Source organism: Solwaraspora sp. WMMA2059 (genome assembly GCF_027497315.1).
In the GTDB taxonomy this organism is placed as follows: Bacteria; Actinomycetota; Actinomycetes; order Mycobacteriales; family Micromonosporaceae; genus Micromonospora_E.
On sequence record NZ_CP114908.1, the window covers coordinates 1,147,872 to 1,172,957 of the forward strand.

Annotated in this window: 22 protein-coding genes and 2 pseudogenes; 13 read left to right on the forward strand and 11 right to left on the reverse strand. The window is 71.5% G+C overall.

The window, feature by feature from the left end; translation table 11 throughout:
* Positions 1-264: 264 nt before the first annotated feature.
* From O7553_RS05095 to O7553_RS05110, 4 genes are read left to right on the forward strand one after another with little or no spacing between them, the layout of a single operon-like run.
* Positions 265-2,781 carry a nitrate- and nitrite sensing domain-containing protein gene (locus tag O7553_RS05095; RefSeq protein WP_281553710.1) on the forward strand — a complete coding sequence of 839 codons (2,517 nt, stop codon included), beginning with the start codon at positions 265-267 and terminating at the stop codon, positions 2,779-2,781.
* 23 nt (positions 2,782-2,804) lie between these two features.
* Positions 2,805-3,203 (forward strand): roadblock/LC7 domain-containing protein, encoded by a 399-nt coding sequence (locus O7553_RS05100; protein WP_281553711.1) that lies wholly within the window; start codon positions 2,805-2,807, stop codon positions 3,201-3,203.
* The gene (locus tag O7553_RS05105) at positions 3,193-3,579 is read left to right on the forward strand and encodes a DUF742 domain-containing protein (RefSeq protein WP_281553712.1); all 387 of its coding nucleotides are present in this window, start codon (positions 3,193-3,195) and stop codon (positions 3,577-3,579) included. The genes O7553_RS05100 and O7553_RS05105 overlap by 11 nt, the downstream gene beginning before the upstream one ends.
* Positions 3,560-4,162: an ATP/GTP-binding protein gene (locus O7553_RS05110; protein ID WP_278167549.1), complete on the forward strand. Its 603-nt coding sequence runs from the start codon at positions 3,560-3,562 to the stop codon at positions 4,160-4,162. Before O7553_RS05105 ends, O7553_RS05110 begins: the two co-directional genes overlap by 20 nt.
* Positions 4,163-4,283: 121 nt before the next feature.
* Here O7553_RS05110 and O7553_RS05115 read toward each other — a convergent pair.
* From O7553_RS05115 to O7553_RS05125, 3 genes and pseudogenes are all read right to left on the reverse strand, one after another.
* Positions 4,284-4,661, reverse strand: a pseudogene (locus O7553_RS05115) (LUD domain-containing protein); the annotation flags it as partial.
* A gap of 285 nt (positions 4,662-4,946) precedes the next feature.
* Positions 4,947-5,669, reverse strand: a complete 723-nt coding sequence (locus O7553_RS05120) for a (Fe-S)-binding protein (protein WP_281553713.1) — start codon at positions 5,667-5,669, stop codon at positions 4,947-4,949.
* 3 nt (positions 5,670-5,672) lie between these two features.
* A complete protein-coding gene (locus tag O7553_RS05125) occupies positions 5,673-6,341 on the reverse strand; it encodes a GntR family transcriptional regulator (RefSeq protein WP_281553714.1) in 669 nt (222 codons plus the stop codon).
* A gap of 149 nt (positions 6,342-6,490) precedes the next feature.
* Between O7553_RS05125 and O7553_RS05130 the strand changes: the two genes are divergently transcribed.
* The 3 genes from O7553_RS05130 (at position 6,491) to O7553_RS05140 (ending at position 11,266) form a co-directional block, all read left to right on the forward strand.
* Entirely contained in the window at positions 6,491-7,579 is a 1,089-nt protein-coding gene (locus O7553_RS05130) for a lactonase family protein (RefSeq protein WP_281555479.1), read from the forward strand.
* 214 nt (positions 7,580-7,793) lie between these two features.
* Positions 7,794-9,539, forward strand: a complete 1,746-nt coding sequence (locus O7553_RS05135) for a substrate-binding domain-containing protein (RefSeq protein WP_281553715.1) — start codon at positions 7,794-7,796, stop codon at positions 9,537-9,539.
* A 272-nt stretch (positions 9,540-9,811) separates the two neighbouring features.
* Positions 9,812-11,266, forward strand: a complete 1,455-nt coding sequence (locus O7553_RS05140) for a sugar transferase (protein WP_281555480.1) — start codon at positions 9,812-9,814, stop codon at positions 11,264-11,266.
* A 15-nt stretch (positions 11,267-11,281) separates the two neighbouring features.
* Here the strand turns inward: O7553_RS05140 and O7553_RS05145 are convergent, their stop codons facing one another.
* Positions 11,282-12,538, reverse strand: a complete 1,257-nt coding sequence (locus O7553_RS05145) for an ROK family protein (RefSeq protein ID WP_281553716.1) — start codon at positions 12,536-12,538, stop codon at positions 11,282-11,284.
* 74 nt (positions 12,539-12,612) lie between these two features.
* On the opposite strand from O7553_RS05145, the gene xylA reads away from it, so the two are divergent.
* On the forward strand, positions 12,613-13,800 hold the full coding sequence (gene xylA, locus O7553_RS05150) for a xylose isomerase (protein WP_281553717.1): 1,188 nt from the start codon (positions 12,613-12,615) through the stop codon (positions 13,798-13,800).
* A 51-nt stretch (positions 13,801-13,851) separates the two neighbouring features.
* Positions 13,852-15,270 (forward strand): xylulokinase, encoded by a 1,419-nt coding sequence (xylB, locus tag O7553_RS05155; RefSeq protein ID WP_281553718.1) that lies wholly within the window; start codon positions 13,852-13,854, stop codon positions 15,268-15,270.
* Between the two features lie 479 nt (positions 15,271-15,749).
* Here xylB and O7553_RS05160 read toward each other — a convergent pair whose 3' ends face one another.
* Both O7553_RS05160 and O7553_RS05165 read right to left on the reverse strand, forming a co-directional pair.
* The gene (locus O7553_RS05160) at positions 15,750-16,025 is read right to left on the reverse strand and encodes a hypothetical protein (RefSeq protein WP_281553719.1); all 276 of its coding nucleotides are present in this window, start codon (positions 16,023-16,025) and stop codon (positions 15,750-15,752) included.
* Positions 16,018-16,404 carry a hypothetical protein gene (locus O7553_RS05165; RefSeq protein WP_281553720.1) on the reverse strand — a complete coding sequence of 129 codons (387 nt, stop codon included), beginning with the start codon at positions 16,402-16,404 and terminating at the stop codon, positions 16,018-16,020. The genes O7553_RS05160 and O7553_RS05165 overlap by 8 nt, the downstream gene beginning before the upstream one ends.
* Before the next feature lie 189 nt (positions 16,405-16,593).
* On the opposite strand from O7553_RS05165, the gene O7553_RS05170 reads away from it, so the two are divergent.
* On the forward strand, positions 16,594-17,379 hold the full coding sequence (locus O7553_RS05170) for a helix-turn-helix transcriptional regulator (protein WP_281553721.1): 786 nt from the start codon (positions 16,594-16,596) through the stop codon (positions 17,377-17,379).
* Positions 17,370-17,555 (forward strand): DUF397 domain-containing protein, encoded by a 186-nt coding sequence (locus tag O7553_RS05175; RefSeq protein ID WP_281553722.1) that lies wholly within the window; start codon positions 17,370-17,372, stop codon positions 17,553-17,555. Before O7553_RS05170 ends, O7553_RS05175 begins: the two co-directional genes overlap by 10 nt.
* A gap of 160 nt (positions 17,556-17,715) precedes the next feature.
* Here the strand turns inward: O7553_RS05175 and O7553_RS05180 are convergent, their stop codons facing one another.
* A complete protein-coding gene (locus O7553_RS05180; protein WP_281553723.1) occupies positions 17,716-18,309 on the reverse strand; it encodes a TetR/AcrR family transcriptional regulator in 594 nt (197 codons plus the stop codon).
* An 81-nt stretch (positions 18,310-18,390) separates the two neighbouring features.
* Between O7553_RS05180 and O7553_RS05185 the strand changes: the two genes are divergently transcribed.
* Positions 18,391-19,143, forward strand: coding sequence for a DUF2306 domain-containing protein (locus tag O7553_RS05185; protein WP_281553724.1), 753 nt, complete (start codon positions 18,391-18,393; stop codon positions 19,141-19,143).
* Here the strand turns inward: O7553_RS05185 and O7553_RS05190 are convergent.
* The 3 genes and pseudogenes from O7553_RS05190 to O7553_RS05205 form a co-directional block, all read right to left on the reverse strand.
* Positions 19,134-20,432 (reverse strand): MFS transporter, encoded by a 1,299-nt coding sequence (locus tag O7553_RS05190; protein ID WP_281553725.1) that lies wholly within the window; start codon positions 20,430-20,432, stop codon positions 19,134-19,136. The genes O7553_RS05185 and O7553_RS05190 overlap by 10 nt on opposite strands.
* A gap of 205 nt (positions 20,433-20,637) precedes the next feature.
* A pseudogene (locus O7553_RS30120) lies at positions 20,638-21,290 on the reverse strand (nucleotidyl transferase AbiEii/AbiGii toxin family protein).
* Between the two features lie 2 nt (positions 21,291-21,292).
* Positions 21,293-21,859 (reverse strand): hypothetical protein, encoded by a 567-nt coding sequence (locus O7553_RS05205; RefSeq protein ID WP_281553728.1) that lies wholly within the window; start codon positions 21,857-21,859, stop codon positions 21,293-21,295.
* Between the two features lie 101 nt (positions 21,860-21,960).
* Between O7553_RS05205 and O7553_RS05210 the strand changes: the two genes are divergently transcribed.
* Positions 21,961-23,388 carry an MFS transporter gene (locus O7553_RS05210; RefSeq protein ID WP_281553729.1) on the forward strand — a complete coding sequence of 476 codons (1,428 nt, stop codon included), beginning with the start codon at positions 21,961-21,963 and terminating at the stop codon, positions 23,386-23,388.
* Here the strand turns inward: O7553_RS05210 and O7553_RS05215 are convergent.
* Positions 23,360-25,033 carry a glycoside hydrolase family 13 protein gene (locus tag O7553_RS05215; protein ID WP_281553730.1) on the reverse strand — a complete coding sequence of 558 codons (1,674 nt, stop codon included), beginning with the start codon at positions 25,031-25,033 and terminating at the stop codon, positions 23,360-23,362. The two genes, O7553_RS05210 and O7553_RS05215, sit on opposite strands and share 29 nt — an antisense overlap.
* Between the last annotated feature and the right edge of the window lie 53 nt (positions 25,034-25,086).

The window sequence follows — 25,086 nt, forward strand, 5'->3', positions numbered from 1 at the left end:
CACATTTCCTTGACGATCTCGTCGGCATCTGATCCGGATCGCTCGCCGGGATGGTCCGCTGCAGGTCGCGACGACGATCGTGGATGCTGCCGCTTTCGGTACGCTCCGTGCCCACAATCGACCGCTGAGTGCCTCTGGTAGTGCCTGAGCCGTTAATTACGTATCCTTCCGGAGGCGCCGGACACGACTGACCTTCCGCTTACCCGGATCGGTCGGTTCGCATCCGCCGCGCCAGCTCAGCCACCACCGCGCCGGCGAGGTCTGATGAATACCCGCAACTGGTCGATCCGCTCGAAGATCGTTGCGCTGGTCGCTGTCCCGATCGCCGCGCTGCTGGCGCTGTGGATCTTCGCGACGTCGTTGACCATCGGCCCGGCGCTGAGCCTGCTGGGCGCCCAGGCACTGCTCGACGACGTCGGCCGCCCCGGTGAGGCGGTGGTGGCCGAGTTGCAGCGGGAACGCCGGCTCTCCGTGGTGTATCTGTCCCGCGCCGAGGGGCAGAACGCGCTGCGCGCCGGTGACCTGCAGCAGTTGCGCGACCAGTGGGAGGCCACCGACGCGGCGGTCGACGAGTTCCGGCGCTCCGCTCGCGGCGACGAACCGCCGGCGGATCCGGCTGTGCTGGACGAGCGGATCGCGGCGACCCTGTCCGAGTTGGAGCTGCTGCCGTCCGGCCGGGGGTTCATCGAGCGTCGGGAGATGGACGCAGCCGGCGCGCTGGGCCTCTACAGCGGCATCGTCGACACCGCGTTTCAGATGTTCGGGGCGTTGGCCGGGCTGCCGGACAACGAGATCAACCGCCAGGCGCGGGCGTTGACCGACATCGGGCTGGGCCGCGACCTGCTCGGCCGGACCGATGCCCTGCTCGCCGGGGCCTTCGCCGCCGGTGAGCTGACCTCCGCCGGCCACCTGCAGTTGGTGCAGACCGTCGCCAACCAGCGGTTGCTGTTCGACCGGGCGGTGGCCGAGCTGCCCGACCCGGACAGCCGGGCCTACCACCAGCTCGCCGCCGGCGACGACTACACCGGGCTACGGCAGATGCAGGACACGCTGATCGCCGGTGGGCCCACTGAGGACGGGCTGCCGGTATCCGAGTCCCGCTGGCGGGGCAGCTACCAGTTGGTCCAGGAGCAGCTGCGCGACTTCGAGCTGCTCGCCGCCGACGCGCTGGCCGAACGCAGCATGCCGACCGCGATCGCCATTCTGGCCCGACTCGCCGGGGCCGGCCTGGTCGGCCTGGCCGCGGTGATCGTCTCCGTGGTGATCTCGCTGCGGGTCGGCCGGTCGCTGATCCACCGGTTGACCGGGCTGCGCGCCGCCGCTCTGGAGCTGGCCGGCGAGCGGCTGCCCGGGGTGGTCGCCCGGCTACGCCGTGGCGAGGACGTCGACGTGGTCACCGAAGCCCCACCGCTGGAGTACGGCACCGACGAGATCGGCCAGGTCGGGCACGCGTTCAGTGAGGTGCAGCGGACCGCCGTACGGTCGGCCGTCGAGGAGGCGGCGCTGCGTCGTGGGCTGAACGAGACGTTCCTCAACATCGCCCGACGCAGCCAGACGCTGCTGCACCGGCAGCTGGCCGTACTGGACCGGATGGAACGGCGCAGCACCGACCCGACGGAGCTGGAGGACCTGTTCCGGGTCGACCACATGGCGACCCGGATGCGCCGGCACGCGGAGGACCTGGTGATCCTCGCGGGAGCGGCACCGGGCCGGGGATGGCGCAACCCGGTGCCGATGGTCGACGTGATCCGGGGCGCCGTCTCCGAGGTCGAGGACTACGCCCGAGTGCACGTCACGACCGTGGAGGCCGCAGCGGTCGCCGGCCGGGCCGTGGGCGACGTCATCCACCTGCTGGCCGAGCTGATCGAGAACGCCACGTCCTTCTCCCCGCCGCAGACCCGGGTCACCGTTATCGGGCAGAGCCTGCCCAACGGGTACGCGGTCGAGGTCGAGGACCGAGGCCTCGGCATGGAACCGGACTTGATCGAGGACGCCAACCAGCGCCTCGCCGAGTCGCCGAACTTCGACCCGCACAACAGCGCCCGGCTCGGCCTGTTCGTCGTCGCCCAGTTGGCGGCCAGGCACGGCGTACGGGTCCGGCTCCGGCCGTCACCGTTCGGCGGGATCACCGCCGTCACGCTGATCCCGGCGGAGCTGGTGGTGCCCGAGTCCGAGGTGCTGGCGCTGCCGTCCGGTCGGCCACCTACCGCACTGACCACGGTCCGGCAGACTCCCGCGCCGGACGCGCTGGCCACCCTCCGCCCGAGCCCCGAGCCCGCAGCGGAGCCGACCGGGGTTCAGCTGCCGGCCCGACGCCGTCCCACCACCCTGCCGACCCGGCGGTCCAGCGGCGCCGGCGCGACCACCGAGGACGGCCTGCCGCGCCGGGTACGCCAGTCCAGCCTGGCGCCCCAACTGCGCCAGACATCCGATTCGTCCGGGGCCGACGGTCAGCCGCTGCGGGAAGCCCCGCAGCGCTCCCCGCAGGAGGTGCGGTCCCTGATGTCCGCGTTGCAGGCGGGAACCGCCCGGGGCCGGCAGGCGGCCGGCCTGCCGGCGGCCGGCCAGCCGGCTGGTACCGGCGACACGACGCCGATCGTCAACGGCGGCCCGGTGCCGCCGGCCGGCGACGGCACCCCCGGTTCCGGCGACGAGCCGGCTTCCGTGGCATCGGAACCGTCCCCGACCGGGTCGCCCGGCTCGGTCCGGGGCACCGCGACTCCGCCTCCGGGCGCGGTGCTGCCGCCCCCGGCGACGGAAGAGTCGGAGAGGGAGCTGTAGTTGTGCACACCATGCGGCATGCGATGAACCTTGACTGGCTGCTCGACGATCTCGTCGAGCGGGTCCCGACCGCGCAGCAGGCCGTCGTGCTGTCCGCCGACGGGTTGCTGATGGGCGCGTCGCGAGGGCTGACCCGGGAAGGTGCCGAGCACATGGCGGCGATGGCCGCCGGCTTCCAGAGCCTTGCCAAGGGTGCCAGCCGGCACTTCGGGTCGGGCCCGGTACGGCAGACCGTGATCGAGATGGAGTCGGCGTACCTGTTCGTCACCGCGGCCGGGCACGGGGCCTGCCTGGCGGTGCTCAGCGCCGCCGATGCGGACATCGGCCTCATCGCGTACGAGATGGCGATGCTGGTCACCCGGGTCGGGCAGACTCTCAGCACGCCGAGCCGGACACCTGCGGCGCAATCCGATGCGGGGTGACCCGGCCGGACCCCACGACTGGCTGGACTCCGACGCCGGCCCGGTGGTCCGTCCGTACGCGGTGACCGGTGGCCGGGTGCAGCCCACCGGCGCCACCTTCGACCTGCTGGCCTTCGTCGTGGCGAAAGCCCCGGAGGGCGCCGACAGCAGGGTCGCGCTGCAGCCGGAACATCGGCGCATCGTCGGGTTGGCCCAGCAGCCGGTCTCGGTCGCCGACCTGGCGGCCGACCTCGATCTCGCGCTCGGTGTGGTCCGGGTCCTGCTCGGGGACCTGCTCGCCGCCGGACTGATCGCCCTCTACGAACCCCCGGCTTCGGCCACTCACCCCCACGACGACATACTCAAGGCGGTGGTCAATGGACTCCGTGCGCTCTAACCGGCATCAGCCCTCCCGGCGGGTCCCACTCGCGCTGAAGATACTCATCGCGGGCGGTTTCGGCGTCGGGAAGACCACCCTGGTCGGCGCGGTCAGTGAGATCCGGCCGCTGCAGACCGAGGAGGTGCTGACCAGCGCCAGCCTGGGCACCGACGACACGTCCTGGGTGGAGGGCAAGAACACCACGACCGTCGCGATGGACTTCGGCCGGATCACCATCAACGATGATCTGCAGGTCTATCTGTTCGGTACGCCGGGTCAGGACCGGTTCTGGTTCCTCTGGGACGAGTTGGCGTTCGGCGCGCTCGGTGCGGTGGTGCTGGCCGACACCCGTCGGCTCGCCGACTGTTTCCCGTCGGTCGACTACTTCGAGCAGCGGGGCACGCCGTTCGTGGTCGGGGTCAACTGTTTCGAGGGGGCGCAGCAGTTCAGTCAGGACTCGGTGCGCCGTGCGCTCGACCTCGACCCGGATGTGCCGATCGTGCTGTGCGACGCCCGCAACCGTGGCTCGGGCAAGACGGTGCTGATCGCATTGGTCGAGCATGTGGCCTACCTGCGTGGTCAGCCGGTGCCGGCGGGCTGACCTGCCGCCGGGTGCCGGCCGGTGTCGACCAGCACGACATCCAGCCGGCGCGGCCCGTGTACCGTTCCCGCAAATGGCGACGGGCCGCTTCGGCCAGCGCCGCCGGGTCGTCGGTGAGGGTGGTTAGATCGACGCCGGGCATCCGGCGGGCGAAGATCTCCCGAATCTGCGTCCGGTTGTAGTGGATCGCCGGGACCAGGATGTGCGACGGCGTGTCCCCGGCCAGCTGGACGATGAGCTCGGCGAGGTCGGTCTCGATAGCTTCAATGCCGGCCGCCGCGAGGGTCTCGTCGACCTGGTCTGCGCCGGTCCGTCGGACCAGGTCGGTCACCACCCGGCCCGCCTCGGCCGCGTCCCGTGCCCAGTGCACCTGGGCCCCCGCGGCGGTGGCCGCCGCCTCGAATTCGGCGAGCAGTTCGGGCAGGCGGGCCAGCCCGTCGTCCTTGACCGCAGCCCCGGCGGCCCGCAGCGCCTCCCAGCCCGCCAGCTCGGCGACCATCCGTTCCCGTTCGCCGCGGATGGTGCGGGTGGCCCGGTGCAGGTTGGCGCGCAGTGGGCATTGTCCAGCTCGCGGGCCGCCGCAGCGGGAAACGGCAACCGGGCGGTCACGTGCCGGTGCTGGCGTTGGTGCTGGTCAATGCGGCTCCTACGCTGTGCCGGCCAGGATCTGCGCGTAGTGCACCGCCCGTACCGGGCTGCGGGACCGGGTCAGCCCGCCGCAGCGGGAAACGGCAACCGGGCGGTCACGTGCCGGTGCTGGCGTTGGTGCTGGTCAATGCGGCTCCTACGCTGTGCCGGCCAGGATCTGCGCGTAGTGCACCGCCCGTACCGGGCTGCGGGACCGGGTCAGCCCGCCGCCGATGTGCGCCAGGCACGAGTTGTCGGTCGCCGCCAGGTAGTGGGCGCCGGTGCCGCGTACCGCCCGGCACTTGTCGGCCAGCATCGCGCTGGAGACAGCGGCGTTGCGCATCGCGAAGGTACCGCCGAAACCGCAGCACTCCTCGGCGTCCGGCAGGTCGATCAGGTCGATCCCGCGGACCGCACGCAGTAGCCGCAGCGGCCGGTCACCCAGCCGCAGCATTCGCAGCCCGTGGCAGCTCGGGTGGTAGTTGACCGGGTGCGGGAAGGCGGCTCCGGCGTCGGTGACGCCGAGCACGTCGACCAGTAGTTCGGATAATTCGTACACCCGGGGTCGTAGCTCCTCGACCGCGGCGGCGAGCGCCGGGTCGTCGGCGGCCAGTCGCGGGTACGCGTCGCGGACCATCGCCACGCACGAACCGGACGGCGCGACCACCACCGGATGGTCGCGGAACGTCTCGACGAACCGGCGTACCAGGGGTATCGCCTCGGCCCGGTACCCGCTGTTGCCGTGCAGTTGCCCGCAGCAGCTCTGGTCGAGTGGAAAGTCGACGGTGTGCCCGAGCCGTTCCAGCAACTGCACGACGGCCCGCCCGGTGCCCGGGTAGAGCACGTCGTTGAGGCAGGTGACGAAGAGTGCGACACGCATCGGTCAGCCCTGCCGGAAGAAGGAAAGGTGGCGTTGCCGGGCGGCGAGCAGATGCTCGCGCACCGCTGTCTCCGCCCGGTCCGGGTCGCCGGACGCCACCGCGTCGACGATCCGGTGGTGCTCGGCCCCGCTGGTGCGGTAGTGGGTGGGCGGGAAGTGCAGCCGGAACAGGTGCAGGTGCGGCCTGAGGCGGACGACCGCGTCGTGCAGCATCCGGTTGCCGGACTGTTCGGCGAGCAGGTTGTGGAACCGGGCGTCCTGGGCGGTGAAGGCGGCGATACTCGCGTAGCCCTGCGCGCCGGGTACCGGACCGGGCAGGTCGGCGGCCCCGCGGAGCAGTTCGAGGCCGGCCGGCTCGGCGGTCGCCGACCGGGCGGTGGCCCGTCGGGCGGCGGCGGTCTCCAGGATCAGCCGCATCTCGACGAGTTCGTCGAACTCGTCGTGGGTAAGCAGCGGCGTGGCGGTGTATCCGACCAGCGGGCGCTTGCGGACCAGCCCGTCGGCTTCCAGCCGGGCGAGCGCCTCGCGCACCGGGGTGGGGGAGACCCGCAGGTCGCGGGCCAGGGCGTCGATGTTGATCCGGGCGCCCGGGGCGACCACGTGGTCCATCACCTGGGCGCGGACGGTCTCGTACACGTCATCGGTGAGGGTGAGACGACGCGCTGGCCGCACGGGACCCCTCCTCGGTGCTCGACCTGCGGGCTGTCGACCTGGTTGCTTGGCCCGGCAGCGGGTAGATCAAAGATCCTATAGGATCGCTCGAGTTGAATCGAGTGTCCGACGCCGGCGGCTCGGGCTCCGGCCCGGCCCGGCCGACGCGGATGGCGGAAGGGAGTCCGGTGCGCGCAGTGGAGCTGAATCCGGCGGCGGAGACGATCTACCTCGGCTGCTACACGGCCGAGGGCGGTGGGAACGGGGCCGGGGTGATGGTCGCCCGACGGGATCCGGCGACCGGCCAGCTCAGCGAGCCGACGCTGGCCGCCGAGTGCGCCTCGCCGTCGTTCCTCGCCCGGCACCCGTACCGTCCGGTGCTGTACGCGGTCAACGAGTTGGCCGCGGGCACCGTCAGTGCCTGGTCGGTGCACGGCGACCGGCTGCGTCCGCTGGGCAGTCGCTCCACCGGCGGGTCGAGCCCGTGTCACCTGGCGTTCGCCGCGACGGGTGGGCATCTGGTCAGCGCGAACTACGTCAGCGGCAGCGTCGCGGTGCATCCGGTCGACGACGACGGGGCGCTGCTACCGCGTACCGATCTGCAGGCACATTCGGGCACTGGGCCGCGACCCGACCGGCAGGCGGGTCCGCACGCCCACATGGTCTCCCCGGACCCGGACGGTGCCGGACTGTACGTCGTCGACCTGGGCACCGACGCCGTGCACCGCTACCTGCTCGACCCGGCGACCGGCACGCTGACCGAGCCGGACCCGGCCGTGGCGGCGACGCCGGGCAGCGGCCCTCGGCATCTCGCCCGGCACCCCGACGGCCGGTGGGCCTATCTGGTGGGGGAGCTGGATGCCAGCGTGACGGCGTACGAGATCGACGGGGCCGGCGGGCTGACCGAGCGCGCCCGGGTGCCGGCGAGCGAGTCGTCCGCCGGTGCGGCCGGAGGGGCGCAGCCCGCCGAGATCGCGGTCGGGCCGGGCGGCCGGTACCTCTACGTCGCCAACCGTGGCCCGGACACCGTCGCGGTCTTCTCCCTGGCCGCCCCCGACCAGCCGAGGTACCTCGCCGAGGTGCCCACCGGCGGCCACTGGCCGCGCCACTTCACGATCGTCGGCGACCATCTGTACATCGCCAATGAGCGGTCGGGCTCGGTGGGCGTGTTCGGGATCGACCCGTCGGACGGGGTGCCGGCCCCGGTCGGCGACCCGGTTGCGGCGCCGACGCCGACCTGCGTCCTGCCGGGTTTCTGAGGACTGTGCGGCTGATGCCTGGCTCGTGATGCGGCGGGCTGTTTGTCGAGGTCGACAGCATCCTGCCGGACTTCTCGAAGCGTACGGAAGTGGCGTGGCTACCTGAAGTCACCACTTTCCCTTTAAGTGTTTCTCCTCCGTAACTTTCGTCCGAACGTACCTGGCACGATGCCCTGCTCATCCGGAGTATGGGACCGTGCCAGGCCGCCATCGGATGCGACGTCGAGTTCGCGGAGCCAGCGCCATCGCAGCGGCGATGGCGCTGGTCGTCGTCACCACCGGGGTCTGGTTCGGCTACCAACGTCTCGCCGCCGAGTCCTGCTCCGGGGCGCTGCCGCTGGTCGTCTCCGCCGCGCCGGAGATCGCGCCCGCCGTGCAGGCGGCGGCGGATCGTTGGCGGGCCGACAGCGGCGCGGTCGGTGACACCTGCGTCGCGGTCGAGGTCACCGCATCCGACCCGGTCGACGTGGCCGCTGTGGTGGCCGGGCAGCACGGTGTCGCGCTGGCCGGGGTCGGCCAGGCCAGCGGTACGGCGATTGCGCCGGACGTGTGGGTGCCCGATTCGTCCACCTGGCTGCTCCGGCTGAGTTCACTGGCCCCCGGGTTCACCCCGGCCAACAACGAGTCGGTGGCCCGCAGCCCGGTGGTGGTCGCGATGCCCGAGCCGGTGGCGACCAACCTGGGCTGGCCCGACCAGCAGCTGACCTGGACCGACCTGCTGCAGCAGATCACCACCGGCACCGAGCTGAGGACCGGCATCGTCGAACCGACCCGCGATGCGGCCGGGTTGTCCGGCCTGCTCGCCCTCGGTGAGGCGGCCGGCGAGGCAGGCGCGAACGCGCAGCAGGCGACCACGGCGGCGCTGCGTGCCCTGGCCACCGGCCGGTCCGCGCTGCGGGAGGACCTGATCGCCCGCTTCCCCCGCTCGGCTGATCCCGCGTCGGTCGCCTCCGCGCTCGGTGCCGCCGCCCTGTCCGAGGAGGACGTGATCGAGTACAACGCCGCGCAGCCGCCGATCGCGCTCGCGGCGCTGTACCTGGAGCCGGCGCCGATGTCGCTCGACTACCCGTACGCGGTGCTGCCCGGTGCCGACCCGGCGACAGCCGCGGCGGCGGCCGGCTTCTACTCGGTGCTGACCGGTGCCGGGTTTCGAAACCGGCTCGGTGACCAGGGGCTACGGGCGCCGGACGGCACCTGGGGTGCCGGCTTCAGCGCCCCCCAGGGAGCACCCAGTCCGGCCGGCACCGCTCCGGCGACCGTCACCCCGGACTCCGGCGGTACGGCGGCCGGTGGTTTGGACCCGGTGGTGATCGACCGGACCCTCGCGACCTGGACGTCGGTCACCCTGCCCGCTCAGATGCTCGCGGTGATCGACGTCTCCGGTTCGATGCTGGAGCCGGTGCCCACCGCGGACAACGTCACCCGCGCCGACCTCACCCGGGAGGCGGCCCGCCGGGGGCTCAGTCTGTTCGACGATTCGTGGGCCCTCGGACTGTGGATCTTCTCCACTCAGTTGGACGGCGAGCAGGACTGGCGGGAGCTCGTCCCGATCAGCCCGTTGAGTAGCCGTCGGGCCGAGCTGGAAGCGGCGCTGTCGGAGGTCGTGCCGAAGCGAAACGGAAATACCGGTTTGTACGACACGACGCTCGCCGCTTATCTGACGATGCAGGACGAATGGGCAGCCGGGCGTGTCAACTCGGTGGTCATCTTCACTGATGGTAGGAACGAGGACGACAGCGGGTTGACCCAGGATGAGCTGTTGGCCGAGCTGGCCGAGGTGGCTGATCCACAGCGGCCCATCCAGGTGATCTACATCGGCATCGGCGACGGAGTGAGTCAGGAGGAACTGGAGTCGATCACCAATACCACCGGCGGCGGGGTGTTCGTAACCGAGGATCCGGCCAACATCGGTGACATCTTGCTCAAGGCGATCGCTCTCCGCCCGACAACCGTGCGCTGAGTCGGTGTTGTGGCGGTTTGAGGGGTTATGTCGAGCCATCGAGTGACTGAGGGTTGTGAAATGGCTCCATATAGTACCTCTAATGTGGAAGCCCTCTGGCCGACTGACGGTAATCTGTCGCAAGCTTCGGCCCTGCCGGATGGTGGGCCAAGATATCGGGGTGCCGTGGCACCACCGGTACCAACGACGGGCCAGCGAGGTGCCCGGGGTCTGCGTCGACTCGAGCAAGCTGGGGAGGGCTAGTGACGTCGGCGACTTTGGTCAACGCTGCGGTGGTGCAACCGGAACCCACACCGGGAGCGCCCACCGCAGCGCTGCACGCGCGACAGCGTGCCTACATTCGGGCGATCGCAGCCCTTGACATCGGCGTGCTCTGCGCCGCCGTGCTGGCCGGCTACCTGGTGCGTTTCGGTGCAGAGGAAGCCACCGGAGCGGATCTACCCTACGTCCTGACGACCCCCTGCCTGATGATCGCGTGGCTGGCCTCGCTGAAGTTGCTGCGCTGCTACGACGACCGGGTGCTCGGCTACGGCGCCGACGAGTACCGGCGGGTGATCACCGCCAGCCTTCGGCTCGCCGGCACCGTGGCGATCATCGGCTACGTCGCCAACGTCGGGATCAGCCGGGGCTTCCTGGCGGTGGCCTTCGCGGTCGGCACGGTCGGTCTGGTCGCCGGACGGTTCGGTGCCCGCAAGTACCTGCACCGTCAGCGGGCCACCGGGACGGGGTGGTTCCGCAAGGTGCTGGTGGTCGGGGACACCCCGCACGTGCTGGAGCTGGTGCACACCCTGCGGCGGGAGCCGTACGCGGGCTACCGGGTGGTCGGCGCCTGCATCCCGGACGCACTGCTGGCCCCGGTGCCGCAGCGGCTCGGTGACGTGCCGGTCGCCGGTTCGTTCCGCAACATCCCGGACGCCGCCGCCGCCACCGGCGCCGACACCGTCGCGGTCACCGCGTCGGGGGAGCTGACCGCCACCCGGCTGCGCCGGCTCGGCTGGCAACTGGAGGGCACCGGCATCGACCTGGTGCTGGCCCCGGCGCTGACCGACGTGGCCGGCCCGCGGATCCACACCCGGCCGGTCGCCGGGCTGCCGCTGATCCACGTCGAGGCACCCGAGTTCCGGGGCACCCGCAAGCTGGTCAAGGGCTTCGTCGACCGGTCGGTGTCGCTGCTGGCGGTGACCCTGCTGCTGCCGATCCTGACCCTGCTTGCCCTGGCGATCAAGATCGACAGCCGGGGCCCGGTCATCTTCAAGCAGGTCCGGGTCGGCCAGGGCGGGCGGGAGTTCCACGTCTACAAGTTCCGCACGATGGTGGTCGACGCCGACAAGCTGCTCGCCGAGCTGGCGGCCAAGAACGAAACCGACGGGCTGATGTTCAAGATGCGCGACGACCCGCGTATCACCCGCGTCGGCAGGTTCCTGCGCAAGTACTCGCTCGACGAGCTGCCACAGCTGGCCAACGTACTGTTCGGCCACATGAGCCTGGTCGGGCCGCGACCGCCGCTGCCGTCGGAGGTGGCCCGCTACGACGGCGACGTCGCCCGCCGGCTGCTGGTCAAGCCCGGAATGACCGGCCTGTGGCAGGTCAGCGGCCGGTCCGACCTGTCCTGGGAGGACGGCATCCGGCTCGACCTCTACTACGTGGAGAACTGGTCGCTGGCCAGCGATCTGACCATCCTGTGGAAGACCTTCGGCGCGGTCGTCAACGGCCGCGGCGCGTACTGACCTGGGCTGCGGTACCTACTCTCCTCGGCTACGGGCGGGCTCTGCTGGCCGTTGGCGTAAGCCAGCGGCCAGCCAGGGGGCCGGGTGGTCGCGTACCGCCCGGACCACCGCGCCGGCCGCGCCGGTCGCCGCCGCTTCGGCGCCGAGCAGCGAGGCCCGGACGGTCACCGGTGACCAGCCGACGGTCAGCACCCGTCGACCTATCTCCGCCTCGACGGCCGGCGACAGCCATGGGGCCAGCGGTGCGTAGATGCCACCGAGCACGATGGTCTGCACATCCAGCAGGTTGACCACCCCGGCGAGCACCACACCGAGCGCGGCGGCCGCCGCCGTCAACGCGCGGCGCACCTGTGGCTCGGAGCCTGCCGCCCGCTCGGCGACCTGGCGCAGCGCCTCGGTGGCGGTCAGCCCCTGCCCGGCCAGGCCGGCCGAGCGCAGGATCGCCTCCTGACCGGCGTACTGCTCGAGACAGCCGCGTGCCCCGCAGCGGCAGCTCGGTCCGTCCGGCCGGACCGCGAGGTGGCCGAGCTCGCCGCTCCACCCCCGGGTGCCCCGGAACAGGCGACCGTCCAGCACGATCCCGGCACCGATGCCGATCTCGCCGGAGACGTAGACGAAGTCGGCCGGCTCACCGTGGCGGGCGTGCAGCTCACCCAGGGCGGCGAGGTTGGCCTCGTTGTCCACGGTCAGCGGTACGCCGGCGAGCGGGCTGCCGGCGGCGGCCAGCACGGCCGGAGCGTCCACGTCGTGCCAGCCGAGGTTCGGCGCGAGCCGGACGAGCCCGTCCCGGGTCACCAGCCCGGGTACGGCCAGCGCGGCGCCGGCGAGCGGGAGATCGCGCGCCTGCGGCGCGGTGAGCACCTCGCCGGCCAGCGCGGCGAGCCGGGCCAGCACCAGCTCCGGCGGGTGTGGCCGTTGATCCGCCGGTAGCACCGCCCGATGGCGTACCGTTCCGGACAGATCCACCAGGCAGGCGGCCAGGTAGTCGACGTTGATCTCCAGGCCGAGACCGGCGGGCCCGTCGGCGGCGAGCGTCAGGCCGGTGGCCGGTCGGCCGGCCCCGGTCCGGGGCACCGGTGCGACCTCGGTGAGCAGGCTTCCACCGATCAACTCGTCGACGAGGGCCGAGACGGTGGCCCGGGTCAGCCCGGTGGTCGCGGCGATCTCGGCGCGGGACGGTGGGCGAGTGGCGGCGGCGACCTGGCGGAGCACCAGGCCGAGGTGGTGCTCGCGCAGGCCAGCCTGGCGGAGCGGGGATTCTGGCGTGCGCATGGCCTTGACAATGCCACACGTCGGGAAAATAATTCAATCACTAAACAAATCTGTCGTGTTACGCGGAGGTCACCATGACAGTCCAGCCCACGCCGGCCGACAAATTCTCCTTCGGGCTCTGGACCGTTGGATGGCAGGCCCGCGACCAGTTCGGCGACGCCAGCCGAGGCCCGCTCGACGCCGTCGAGGCGGTGCACCAGCTCGCCGACCTCGGCGCGTACGGCATCACCTTCCACGACGACGACCTGATCCCGTTCGGCTCCGACCCGGCCAGCCGCGACCAGCACATCGCCCGGTTCCGCAAGGCACTGGAGGAGACCGGCCTGGTGGTGCCGATGGTCACCACCAACCTGTTCGGCCACCCGATCTTCAAGGACGGCGGCTTCACCAGCAACGACCGCTCCATCCGGCGGTTCGCGCTGCGCAAGGTGCTGCGCAACATCGACCTCGCCGCCGAGCTCGGCGCGAAGACCTTCGTCATGTGGGGCGGCCGGGAAGGCTCCGAGTACGACCACGCCAAGGACATCCGGGCCGCGCTCGACCGCTACCGCGAGGCCGTCGACCTGCTCGGCCAGTACGTCCTCGACCGCGGCTACGGCCTGCGCTTCGCCATCGAGCCCAAGCCCAACGAGCCGCGCGGCGACATCCTGCTGCCCACCGTCGGCCACGCCCTGGCGTTCATCTCCAGCCTGGCCCACCCGGAGCTGGTCGGCCTCAACCCCGAGGTCGGCCACGAGCAGATGGCCGGGCTCAACTTCACCCACGGCATCGCCCAGGCCCTGTGGCACGGCAAACTGTTCCACATCGACCTCAACGGCCAACGCGGCGTCAAGTTCGACCAGGACCTGGTCTTCGGCCACGGCGACCTGCTGAACGCGTTCTCCCTGGTCGACCTGCTGGAGAACGGCGGCCCCGACGGCACCCCCGCCTACGACGGCCCCCGGCACTTCGACTACAAGCCCTCGCGCACCGAGGACTACACCGGCGTGTGGGCGTCGGCCGCCGCCAACATGCGCACGTACCTGCTGCTCAAGGAGCGGGCCGCCGCGTTCCGGGCCGACCCCGAGGTGCAGGAGGCTCTGGCCGCCAGCAAGGTTCCGGACCTGGCCGTACCCACCCTCAACCCGGGCGAGACCTACACCGACCTGCTCGCCGACCGGGCCAGCTTCGAGGACTTCGACCCGGAGGCCGTCGCCGAGCAGGGCTTCCACTTCGTCCGCCTCAACCAGCTCGCCGTCGAGCACCTGCTCGCCGCCCGCTGACCCCGTACCGTTCAGCGCGAACCCGCCCGACCCCCGCATGGAGGCCCAGCCGTGACCCTCGTCGCCGGCGTCGACTCGTCGACCCAGTCGTGCAAGGTGGTGATCCGCGACGCGGACACCGGAAAGCTGGTCCGTGAGGGCCGGGCGGCGCACCCGGACGGCACCGAGGTGCACCCGGACGCCTGGTGGACGGCGCTGCAACAGGCCGTCGACTCCGCCGGCGGGCTGGACGACGTGGCCGCCGCCGCCGTCGCCGGCCAACAGCACGGCATGGTCTGCCTGGACGAGGCCGGCCAGGTGGTCCGGCCGGCCCTGCTGTGGAACGACACCCGCTCGGCCGGTGCCGCCGCCGAACTGATCGACGAGTTCGGCGGCGGCACCGCCGGCCGGCAGGCCTGGGCGGACGCGGTCGGCCTGGTGCCGGTGGCCAGCTTCACCATCACCAAACTGCGCTGGCTGGCCCGCACCGAGCCGGCATCGGCCGACCGTACGGCTGCGGTCTGCCTGCCGCACGACTGGCTGACCTGGCGGCTCGCCGGCACCGGCGACCTGGCCGCGCTGCGCACCGACCGCAGCGACGCCAGCGGCACCGGCTACTGGTCGGCAGCCACCGGCCGGTACCGCCCCGACCTGCTCGAACACGCCTTCGGCCGGACGCCGCTGGTGCCGACGGTGCTCGGCCCCACCGACCCGGCCGGTGCGCTGCGCTCCGGCGCTCCGCTCGGCCCCGGCGCCGGTGACAACGCCGCCGCCGCGCTCGGCGTCGGTGCCCGCCCCGGCGACGTGATCGTCTCGATCGGCACCTCCGGCACCGTGTTCAGCGTCGCCGACACCCCGGCCGCCGACCCCAGCGGCACGGTCGCCGGCTTCGCCGACACCACCGGCCGGTTCCTGCCACTGGTCGCCACCCTCAACGCCGCCCGGGTGCTCGACGCCGCCGCGAAGATGCTCGGCGTCGACCACGAGCGGCTCGCCGAGTTGGCGCTGAGCGCGCCGGCCGGCGCCGACGGGCTGGTGCTGGTGCCGTACCTCGAAGGGGAACGCACCCCGGACCGGCCGACGGCCACCGGCTCACTGCACGGGCTCACCCTGGCCACCAGCACCCCCGCGCATCTGGCGCGGGCCGCCGTCGAGGGCATGCTCTGCGCGCTCGCCGACGGCCTGGACGCCCTGGTCGCGCAGGGCGCGGCCGTCAGCCGGGTCATCCTGGTCGGCGGCGGGGCGCGCTCTGCGGCGGTACGCCGGATCGCGCCCGAGGTGTTCGGCTGCCCGGTGCTGGTGCCGCCGCCGGGGGAGTACGTCGCCGACGGTGCCGCCCGGCAGGCCGCCTGGCTGGCGCTGGGCACCGCCGACGCGCCGGACTGGACCCCGGCCGACACCGAGGAGTACGCAGCCGACGCGGTGCCCGCCATCCGCACCCGGTACGCCGACGCCCGCGACCACGTCCTGAACCGGGTCACCGCCGGCTGATCTCGCGGCGGAGCCCTCTCCCTGGCATCGCAGGTGCGGACCCCGAGGCGCAGCTTCCCGGGTCTCCCGTCCGAGACACCCGGTCGGGGGTTGCCGGCCCCCCTCGGGGTTCCAAAGACCGGTGGGATGTGCTGCGCCCCGGGGCGTTCAGGGGACGCTGTCCGTCAATTTCCATCCTGGACCGCCACCCTCCGTCGACGGAAGATGGATGACCACCCGGAGTGACTCGGTGGTGACGCGGAAGGGCTGTGGGTGGGGTCGGGAGTGCCGGTGGCCGGCGCGTGGCGTCCGGTGTTGAATTGAGGGGCGCGAAGGTCTATGAGCGGCAGCAGGTTTCTGGTAAAGGAACTCCGGCGGTTACGCAAAGCGGCGGCGCTCAGCCAGGCGGCGTGGGGCCTGTGCTGCCGTCGTCGGCACCCCGCCGCTGACCCGTCGGTCGGCCCGCCCGGGGAGATTTCGGCGGGCCGACCGACGGGCGTTCAGCAGGGACCGGGCGGTAGCCTCCGGTCCGCCTTGATCACAACGCCCGGCCGGCCGAGCACGTCCTTGAACGCCTGGACCCCGACCGCCTTGCCGTCGCGGTCAGGTTCCTCGTCGTTGATTTCCCTGCCGTAGAGCAGCACCCACGAGCGCCACTCGGGGGAGGGCCAGACCTCCTGGACCCGGAGCCGGACCGGGCGCTTGCCGTCCACGTGGTCGCACTGCCGCAGCGCCACCAGATCACCGGGGCACACCAGAGCCTCGTCGTCAGGCATCGTCCGACGCTCCGTACGATCCGGCGGACTCGTCCTGGTCGTCGTGCGGGTAGCCGGCGGTCATCAGCCCGGAGAGATGGAGCACGGCTCGGATCCGCCGGGCGCTACTGGGGTCCCACCGGTCCAGGATGGCGATCGCCCGCAGGAACGGCCGGCAGGGTCCAGGCACGCCGCCGCACCGGTGACACTCGCCGGTGGTTCGGTTCGGGATGTGGGTACGGGCGGTCGAGTTCGCGTCGTGGACCACCCGGGACAGCTCGGGGGACCGGGTGAGCCGGTCCGGCGGGTCGGGAATGGATGCTGCCGAATGGTCCGCAGATCTGAACGAGATGTACCGGGCGAGGCGGGGAGTTCCGCCGATGCCGTCATTCCTGGGCACTGTTCCCCCTTCGGGTGAAGACGATCGAGGTATCCGTCAATTTCCACCCTGGACTGCCAGCCCCACTCGGCGGAAGATGAATGGCGACCGAGGGTGACTAGGTGGCCATGGCGCTCCGACGGGTGGCTCCAGCAATCGTCCGGCACCGGTCAGTGGTGCGCCGTGATGAATTGGGGGACGTGAAAGGCTATGTCTGCGAGCGAGTATCTGGTAGAGGACCTCCGTCGCGTCCGAGAGATGCTGGGGCTCACCCAGGAGTCCTGGGGTGAGCGCCTGCACTTCTCGGCGTCGCACGTCGGGGCGGTGGAGCGCGGCGAGCGGCCGGCGCTGCCGGACTACCTCGGGGCGGTCGACCGGGCGTACGGCACCGGGTTCGTGAAGTTCTATCGCCAGTTCATCCGTGGCGAGTGGACCCCGGTGTGGTACCGCCCGTTCGTCGAGTACGAGGGGCGCGCGAGACTGCTGCGGATATTCCAACCGATGGTGATGCCCGGCCTGCTGCAAACCGAGGCGTACGCGCGGGCTCTGTTGCAGGCGCTCAACACCAGGCCGGAGGAGCTTGAGCCGACCCTGGCCGCCCGACTGGACCGGCAGGAAATCGTCACCCGGGCCACCAACGCCTGCCGACTGGTGGTGGTGCTCGACGAAATGGTGCTACGCCGCTCCGTGGGCGGGTCGGAGGTGATGCGCGACCAGTTGAAGGCGATCGCCGACGCCAACCAACGGCAGAACGTGCAGGTGCACATCGTGCCATTTGCCACCGGGGGTTATCCCGGGGTGCTCGGGCCGATGGTGCTCGCGACCGTGGATGGCCGGACGGTCGGCTTCCTCGAAGGCCACCTGGAAGGGCGGCTGATCGAAGCCACGGATGCCACCGAGGCGCTGGAAGAGGACTGGGAGACGATCCGGGGGTACGCTCTGCCCGGCCAGCAGTCCCACGAGATGATCATGGAGGCGATCGAGACATGGAGCTGACCGAGGCGCGTTGGCGCAAGAGCACCAGGTCCGACTCGGCGAACTGTGTCGAGGTGGCCGACAACCTGCCGGGCCGCGTCTACGTCCGGGACACCAAGAACCGCGACGGCGGCTCGTTGGCGTTCGCCCCGTCGTCGTGGTCGAGCTTCGTCGAGCTGGCCAAGGCGTACGCCTGAGCCCGCGACGAACCGCTTTCCGTAGCCGGAGCACACAGAGCCCCAGGACCCCGCCCCAGTCGCCACGGTCCCGGGGCTCCTCCGCGTTCGTCGAGGTGAGGCTGACGCACGTTAAAACACGAAAATAGCGTGCGTCAGCCTCACCTCGACGACGTCAATCTCAGCCGGCCGGGTCGCGCAGGATCGCCGCGAACGTGTCGCGGATCAGCTGGTCCGTCGGGGCGTCCAGGCCGAGTTTCGTCAGGCCACCGGTGAGACGCAGGGTGGTCAGGCCATGAACGGTGCACCAGATGGTGCGGGCCAGCGTGGTGGCGGACTGACCGGCGGGCAGGAAACCCGCCTCCTGCGCCTCGGCCACCGCCCCCACCAGAGGGGCGAAGGTGTCGGGCCGCACCTCGGCCCACGACCAGTACCGGAACATCATGCCGAAGATCGCGCTGTTCTCCTCGGCGAAGCGCAGGTACGCGGCGACCAGGCGGATGATCCGGTCGGCGGGGTCGGTTGCCTGCGCGGCGGCTGCGCGCTGAGCGGCACCGAATGCGTCGTACCCCTCGTCACGCAGCGCGGACAGCAGCGCCTCGCGGTCGGTGAAGTGCCGGTACGGCGCTGCGGAGCTGACGCCGACCCGCCGGGCCAGCTCGTTGAGGCTGAAGGCCTCCGCGCCGCGTTCGGCCAGCAACTCCCGGGCACCGGCGAGCAGCGCATCGCGTAGCGCTCCGTGGTGGTACGTCCGGCGAGTGGCCCCAGCTGCCATGTTGACGACATTAACATCAGGCCGTATGTTGACGTCACTTACATTGTGAATGGCACTTACATACTTGCCAAGGGGGCGGTCATGAGCGACACGGCAGTGGTGGCGTCACCACCGGTGCGAACGACCAGCAGAAGACCGGTGCGGCGGTCCCGCACCGGCTGGACGGCGGTGCTGCTCACCTCGCTCGCGATCGGCGGATTCTCGCTGTACACCTACGCCAGCGCCGACCTGCGCGCCCTCGCCGACGACGGTGCCGGGCTGGCCCGCACCTACGTGGACGCGCCGCTGCAGGTCCGGTGGGCCTTCTACGTCCACGTCGCCCTCGGGTCGCTCGCGCTGCTGCTCGGGCCGTGGCAGTTCTCCCAGCGACTGCGCCGCCGCTGGCCGATGGCCCACCGCTCGGTCGGCGTGGCGTACCTGCTCACCGTCGGCGTCGCGGCGGTGAGCGCGCTGGTGATGCTGCCGTTCAACCAGGCCCGGATGGTCGGCTTCTTCGGGTTCGGCGCAGTCGCGCTGCTGTGGGCGTTCACGGCGTGGCGCGGGTTCGACACCGCGCGGCGGCGGGACCTGCGTCAGCATCAGGCCTGGATGATCCGCAACTACGCGTTGACGTTCGCTGCTGTGACCCTGCGCTCGTGGGTCGGCGTCCTCATCGTCGTACAGTTGCCGTTCGCCGGACCGGACGCGGACCCGGACCTGCTGTTCGAGACCGCCTACGCCGCCGTGCCGTTCCTGTCCTGGTTGCCCAACGTGATCGTCGCCGAGTGGCTGATCCGCCGACGCGGGCTGCCCTCATTCCGGCTCGTCGACCTGAAGCCCGTGGATCAGGGCTGATCCTGGTGCGCCGCACTGGTGCCTGCGGCGATCGGGACCGAGCCGTCAGCACCTTGTATGGGCTCGCCTGGCTGGTCGTGGACTTCCTGCCTGCCGTGCTTCGATCGGTACGCCCTGAACAACGCGATACCTGCCGCCGCCGCGCCGAAGGCCAGTGTCAGCACGGCCGAGGCGACGATGGTGGGTTGGGCGCCGATGCCGGTGATCAGTGGCCCGCCGGCCATGGTGCCGAGCGGCACGGACAGGGTCACGATGGCGGCGTACGCGGCGAGTACGGGTGCTCTCATGGTGCCGTCGGTGGAGCGTTGCAGCAGGGCCATCGTGGTGGCGGGGAACGGTGCCCAGATCAGTCCGCCGATCGCGAACGCGGCGAGGGCGATGCCGGTGGGTGCGCCGAGGCCGAGTGGCAGCAGCGCCGCCCCCCAACCGAGCACGATGGCGATGGTAGTCGGCCACAGTGGCCAGCGGCGGAGGTAGCCGGCGGCGAAGCCGCCGACGATCGCTCCGACCCCGAACACCGTCCAGAACGCGGCGAGGGCACCGACCGAGCCGCCGAGTGTCTGCACGGCGTGGATCGGTAGCGCCAACTGCACCGGTCCGTAGAGGAAGAAGAATCCGAAGGTCAGGGCGGACAGGCCCAACAGGGTGCGGTCGCGCCGAATCGCGGTGAAGCCGGCCAGGCTCGACGCCTGCCGCTGCTCGATCGGGGCACGGGCGGTCCTCGGCACGGCGACCAGGTAGGTGATCGCGAGGACGGCGAAGGTCGCGGCGGTGACGGCGATGACGAGGACGGGACCGCCGACACCGATGAGGATCGCCGCCAATGCCGGACCGACCAGCATCGACGCCTCGGCGAACAGGCCGATGAGCGCATTGCCCGCCAGGCGGTGTTCCTGCGGCAGCAGTTCGGCGATGAGGGTGAACCGGCCCGCCGACCCCCAGGACCGCAACAGCGAGGAAAGCCCCAACAGCAGGGCGTACAGCGCGATGTCGAGTACGCCGGCGAGATACACCACTGGGATCATCGCCAGTACCACCGCCCGCAGGACTGCGTCCCACGCCGCTAGTGGGGCACCACTGCGACCGTTCAGCAGCCGGCCGAACAGCACGGTGCCGAGCGCGCCCGGCAGCGTGTATGCGGCGACCGCCACCGCCACCCAGACCCCGGCGCTGCGCTCAGGCACCAACTGGATCGCGAGCCAACTGACCGCGAGCAGGCTCATGCCTTCGCCCACATACGACAACGCGAACCCGGGAAGCAGCCGCTGTAGAACCCGATGCCTCACCACCGGCCAGTACGGCGAAGACCGGACGAACGACGGCACAGCTTCCCGAACGGCCATCCCGATAGCATTCCAACACCGTCGGTCACGCCGCCAGTAGGTTCTCGCCCCAGCGGAAAGCAGACGCGAGCCGCGTCGCCGGACATATCAATGCCGAAATCCGGTCGCAACGGACGTGTCAACTCGCCGCCGGCCTCGACGACCTTGCGGGTCAAGACGTTGGGTGCTGCCCGTCGAGTAGCTTGCGGCGCCATGCGGCGAACTGATCGCGGAGGTCGTCCAGCGCCTGGTCGGTGACGCCGTACGGAGCGAATTCGTCGGGATCGAGCCGACTGGCTTGTCCCAGCGCGTCGGCGAAGATGCGTCGGTCGAAGCCGCGGTCGGCGTGCTGTGCGAGATCGAGGAGGGCTTCCTGGGTGTAGCGGCCGGATCGGAGCGTGGCGTCGATGTCGATGAAGTCGCGGGCGTATGCTCGCCCGTAGAGAGCGCTCATCTTGTTCGTGACCGCGTCGTCAGGGTGGAGCACCGGTCCAATCGCCATGAGGATGGGTTCGTTGGCGCGCCAGTCCACACCCAGCTCCACCTTCGAGACACGGGTGCTGTCGGAGACCGTCAGCCGGGCGAACGTGTCGTACGTCGCTCAATGTCGACGGTCAGGCCGTCGTCGCGGTAGCCATCCACGACGGCGGTGACTGCGGTGCTGAATTCGTCGCGGCGGTCCGAGGCCGTGAACAGGTCGACGTCCTCACTGGGGCGTTCGAGCAGGCCGGCGGCTTGGACGGCGTAGCCGCCGGCGAGTGCGAAACCGTACCGGCGGGCGGCGGCAAGCCCGGTGCGGGCGAGTCGTTCGTGAAAGGCGTCCACTGCTATGCGGCGTTCGTGCCGGTGGCGACGAGTTCGGGAAAGGTCTCCTCCCAGAGTCGCCGCAGTTGGGGCGGCAGCCAGAGCGTGGGCCACAGCCGCCGGAGCAGGTCGGCGTTGATCCAGGTGTTCAGGTCGTCGACCGTGGCGGCCTCGGCGAGCACCACCTTGTACATACTGGCGAGGCGAGCGGGCCGGCTCAGGTCGTACTCCGCGTTGCCGGACCAGTCCATATGCCGGGGAAGAGTGACCACGCCTGCGGTCGGGCCGGTCAGCGCGGTGAGGTTGTCGGCCACGACGTACGGCTTGCGGTCCCCGTAGGGGCGGTAGTCCGCCGGCGGCTGCGGTGCGGTCTTGCGTCGGCTGCGGTTGGACGCCTGCCGGACCTCCGGTCGCAGGGCCTGGCGGATCGTCTCCCGGCTGTATCCGGTTACCCGCTGCAGGTCCACCGGCCGCCAGCCGGCCGCGTGGAACGCCCGCAACTGCTCGTCTCGTGAGGTCAGAGCGGCTGACCTGGTCGCCTCGTATCTGGCGATGACCGCCCGCAGATCGTCCTCGGAGTGCTGACCCACGCAGAGAAGCCTATCAGGCTGGGCCAAGCGTGCTGGACATTCTGCTCTGCTGACGGTGGCCCGCGCACCGATCGACGGCGCGCTGACTCATACTCATCGGCATGTCGCTGACCGGCGGGCGGGTGCACCGCGTCTACAGCGTCGTCGTGTTCATCGTGCTCGCCTCGCTGGACAACGTGGCGATCGGGCTGGTCCCGCCGCTGTACGGCAGCATCGCCGACACGTACGCCGTACCGGAAGGGGCGATCGGCGCGGTCACCGCCGCGACCTTCCTGGTCAGCGCGGTCGCCGCGGTCGGCTGGGCGTACGTCGGCGACCGCGGCGACCGCAAGCCGCTGCTGATGGCCGGTACGGTGATCTGGGGGCTCGGCGCGGCCGGTACCGCCCTCGCCGGCAGCTACCCGGTGTTCTTCGCCGCGCAGCTCGTCGCCGCCGTCGGCCTCGGCGCGGTCGCCTCGGTCGGCTTCTCCGTGGTCAGCGACCTGATCACCCCCGGCCGGCGGGGCCTGGTGATGAGTTTCTGGGGGCTGTCGCAGGGCGTCGGCACGCTGGCCGGCACCCTGCTCGGCGGGCTGCTCGGGCACGCCGACTGGCGGCGGCCGTTCCTGGTGCTCGCCGCCGCCGGGCTGGTCGCCACGGTCGCGTACCTGTTCACCGTCGACGTGCGGCGCGGACAGAGCCAGCCGGAGCTGGCCGACCGGTTCGCCGCCGGCGGCGAGTACGAGCACCGGATCAGCCGGGCCGACCTGCCGACGATCGCCCGGCGGCGGACCAACGTCTGGCTGGTGGCGCAAGGGCTCACCGCCCAGGTGGCGTTCGGCTCGCTGGTCTGGCTGCCGGCGCTGTTCCGGGCCCGCGCCGAGGAGCAGGGCTACACCGCCGGTACGGCGATCATCGTCGGCAGCGTCTTCGCCACGTTGTTCCAACTCGGCGGCGCGCTGTCGATCGTCGGCGGGCTGGTCGGCGACCGGCTGCAGCGGCGTACCCCCCGGGGTCGGGCCCTGGTCGCGGCGGTCGGCATCCTCGCGGCGGTGCCGTTCTACCTGGTGTTGTTCTTCGTCCCGATGCGCATCGACGTGCCGGACGGCGCGGGTGCCGGTGCGGTGACCGCCGCCGTGCTGCGCGGCGTGTTCACCGAGCCGACGATCGGGCTGAGCTTCCTCACCGCACTGCTCGCCCTGGCGTTGACGTCGGCGAACTCGCCGAACTGGTTCGCGTTGATCGCCGACGTCAATCCGCCGGAGCACCGGGGCACCGTCTACAGCCTCGGCAACCTGGTCAACGGGGTGGGGCGGGCGACCGGCAACGCGTTGCTGCCGGTCGCCCTGCGGGCGGTCGGCGGTGTCGTCCCACCGCCGTTGAACTACGCCGTCGGCCTGGCCGTGTTCCAGCTGTTCTTCATCCCGACCGGGATCATGTACTGGCTGGCGTCCCGGTCGGCGCCGGGCGACATCGCCGACGTGCACCGCCTGCTCGACGTCCGGGCCGGTGAACCCACGGTCACTGACGTTGCCGGGCCCAGACGGTGACGTCGGTCGGCACCCGCCCGTTGCCGGTCAGCGGACCGCTGGCGATCAGCGGTTCGGTGCCCGGCGGCAGCGACACCGGCTCGACACCGAAGTTCGTCACCACGGTCACCTCGTCGACGCAGCAGGCGAGCACGTCCTCCGGCGACTCCAGCCACCGCAGCCGGCCGGCGCCGAGCCCCAGCTCGCGGCGCAGCCGCAGCGCCGTCCGGTACAGCTCGTAGGTCGACCCCGGCACGTCGCGCTGCCGGTCGAGGGCGTACTCGGCCCACACCGGTGGCTGCGGCAGCCAGCTGGCGTCGGTCGGCCCGAACCCGTAGGACGGGCTGTCCGCCTCCCACGGGATCGGCACCCGGCAGCCGTCCCGGCCGCGCTCGGTGTGGTCGGTGCGCCGCCAGGTCGGGTCCTGCCGGACCTCGTCCGGCAGCGTGGTGTGCTCCGGCAGACCCAGCTCCTCACCCTGGTAGAGGTATGCCGAGCCGGGCAGCGCCAGCATCAGCAGGGTGGCGGCGCGGGCCCGGCGCAGCCCGAGCGCGGTGTCCGGCTGCGGGTCGTTCGCGCCGATGCCGCGCGGCCGGGCCGCGCCGATCGGCAGCGCCAGCCGGGTGGCGTGGCGCAGCACGTCATGGTTGGACAACACCCAGGTGGTGGGCGCGCCGACGGCCTCGGTGGCGGCCAACGACCGTTCGATCACCGTACGCTGCGCCTCGGAGGTCCACGCCGCCTCCAGGTACTCGAAGTTGAACGCCTGGTGCATCTCGTCCGGCCGGACGTACGCGGCGAGCCGCTCCGCCGGCTGCACCCACGCCTCGGCGACCAGGATCTGCTGACCGGGGTGCGCGTCCAGCACCGACCGCCACTGCCGGTAGATCTCGTGTACGCCGTCCTGGTCCCACATCGGCGGCCGGGGCTGGTCGACGTGATTGCCGGAGGTGGTTTCCTCCGGGTAGTGCCAGTCGGCCAGGTCGGCCTGTTTGACCAGGCCGTGCGCCACGTCGACCCGGAAGCCGTCGACGCCCCGGTCCAGCCAGAACCGCAGGATGGCCACGAACTCGTCGCGGACCTGCGTCGAGTCCCAGTTGAGGTCGGGCTGGCCGGCGTCGAACAGGTGCAGATACCACTGGCCCGGCGTACCGTCCGGGTTGTCGGTCCTGGTCCAGGCCGGGCCGCCGAAGACGGACCGCCAGCTGTTCGGCGGCTGGTCCCCATCTGGGCCGCGGCCGTCGCGGAAGATGTACCGGTCCCGGGCCGGGCTGCCCGGCTCGGCGCCGAGCGCCTCGACGAACCAGGGGTGCGCCGACGACGTGTGATTCGGCACCAGGTCGACGATCACCCGCAGCCCCCGGTCGTGGGCCTCGGCGATCAGGCGGTCGGCGTCGGCCAGCCGGCCGAAGATCGGGTCGACGTCGCGGTAGTCGGCCACGTCGTAGCCGGCGTCGGCCTGCGGCGACGGGTAGAACGGTGACAGCCAGATCGCGTCGACGCCGAGGGCGACGAGGTCGTCCAGTCGGGCGACGACGCCGGGCAGGTCACCGATGCCGTCGCCGTCGGAGTCGGCGAACGACCGCGGGTAGATCTGGTAGATGACCGCCTCCCGCCACCATTCGGTGCCGGCACCGTCACGGGTACGGGTCGATGGCGTGTTCACCAGTGTGCTCCTCAACTCAGCTCGGTTGGCGGGCTGCCCCGCTGCCAGGAACG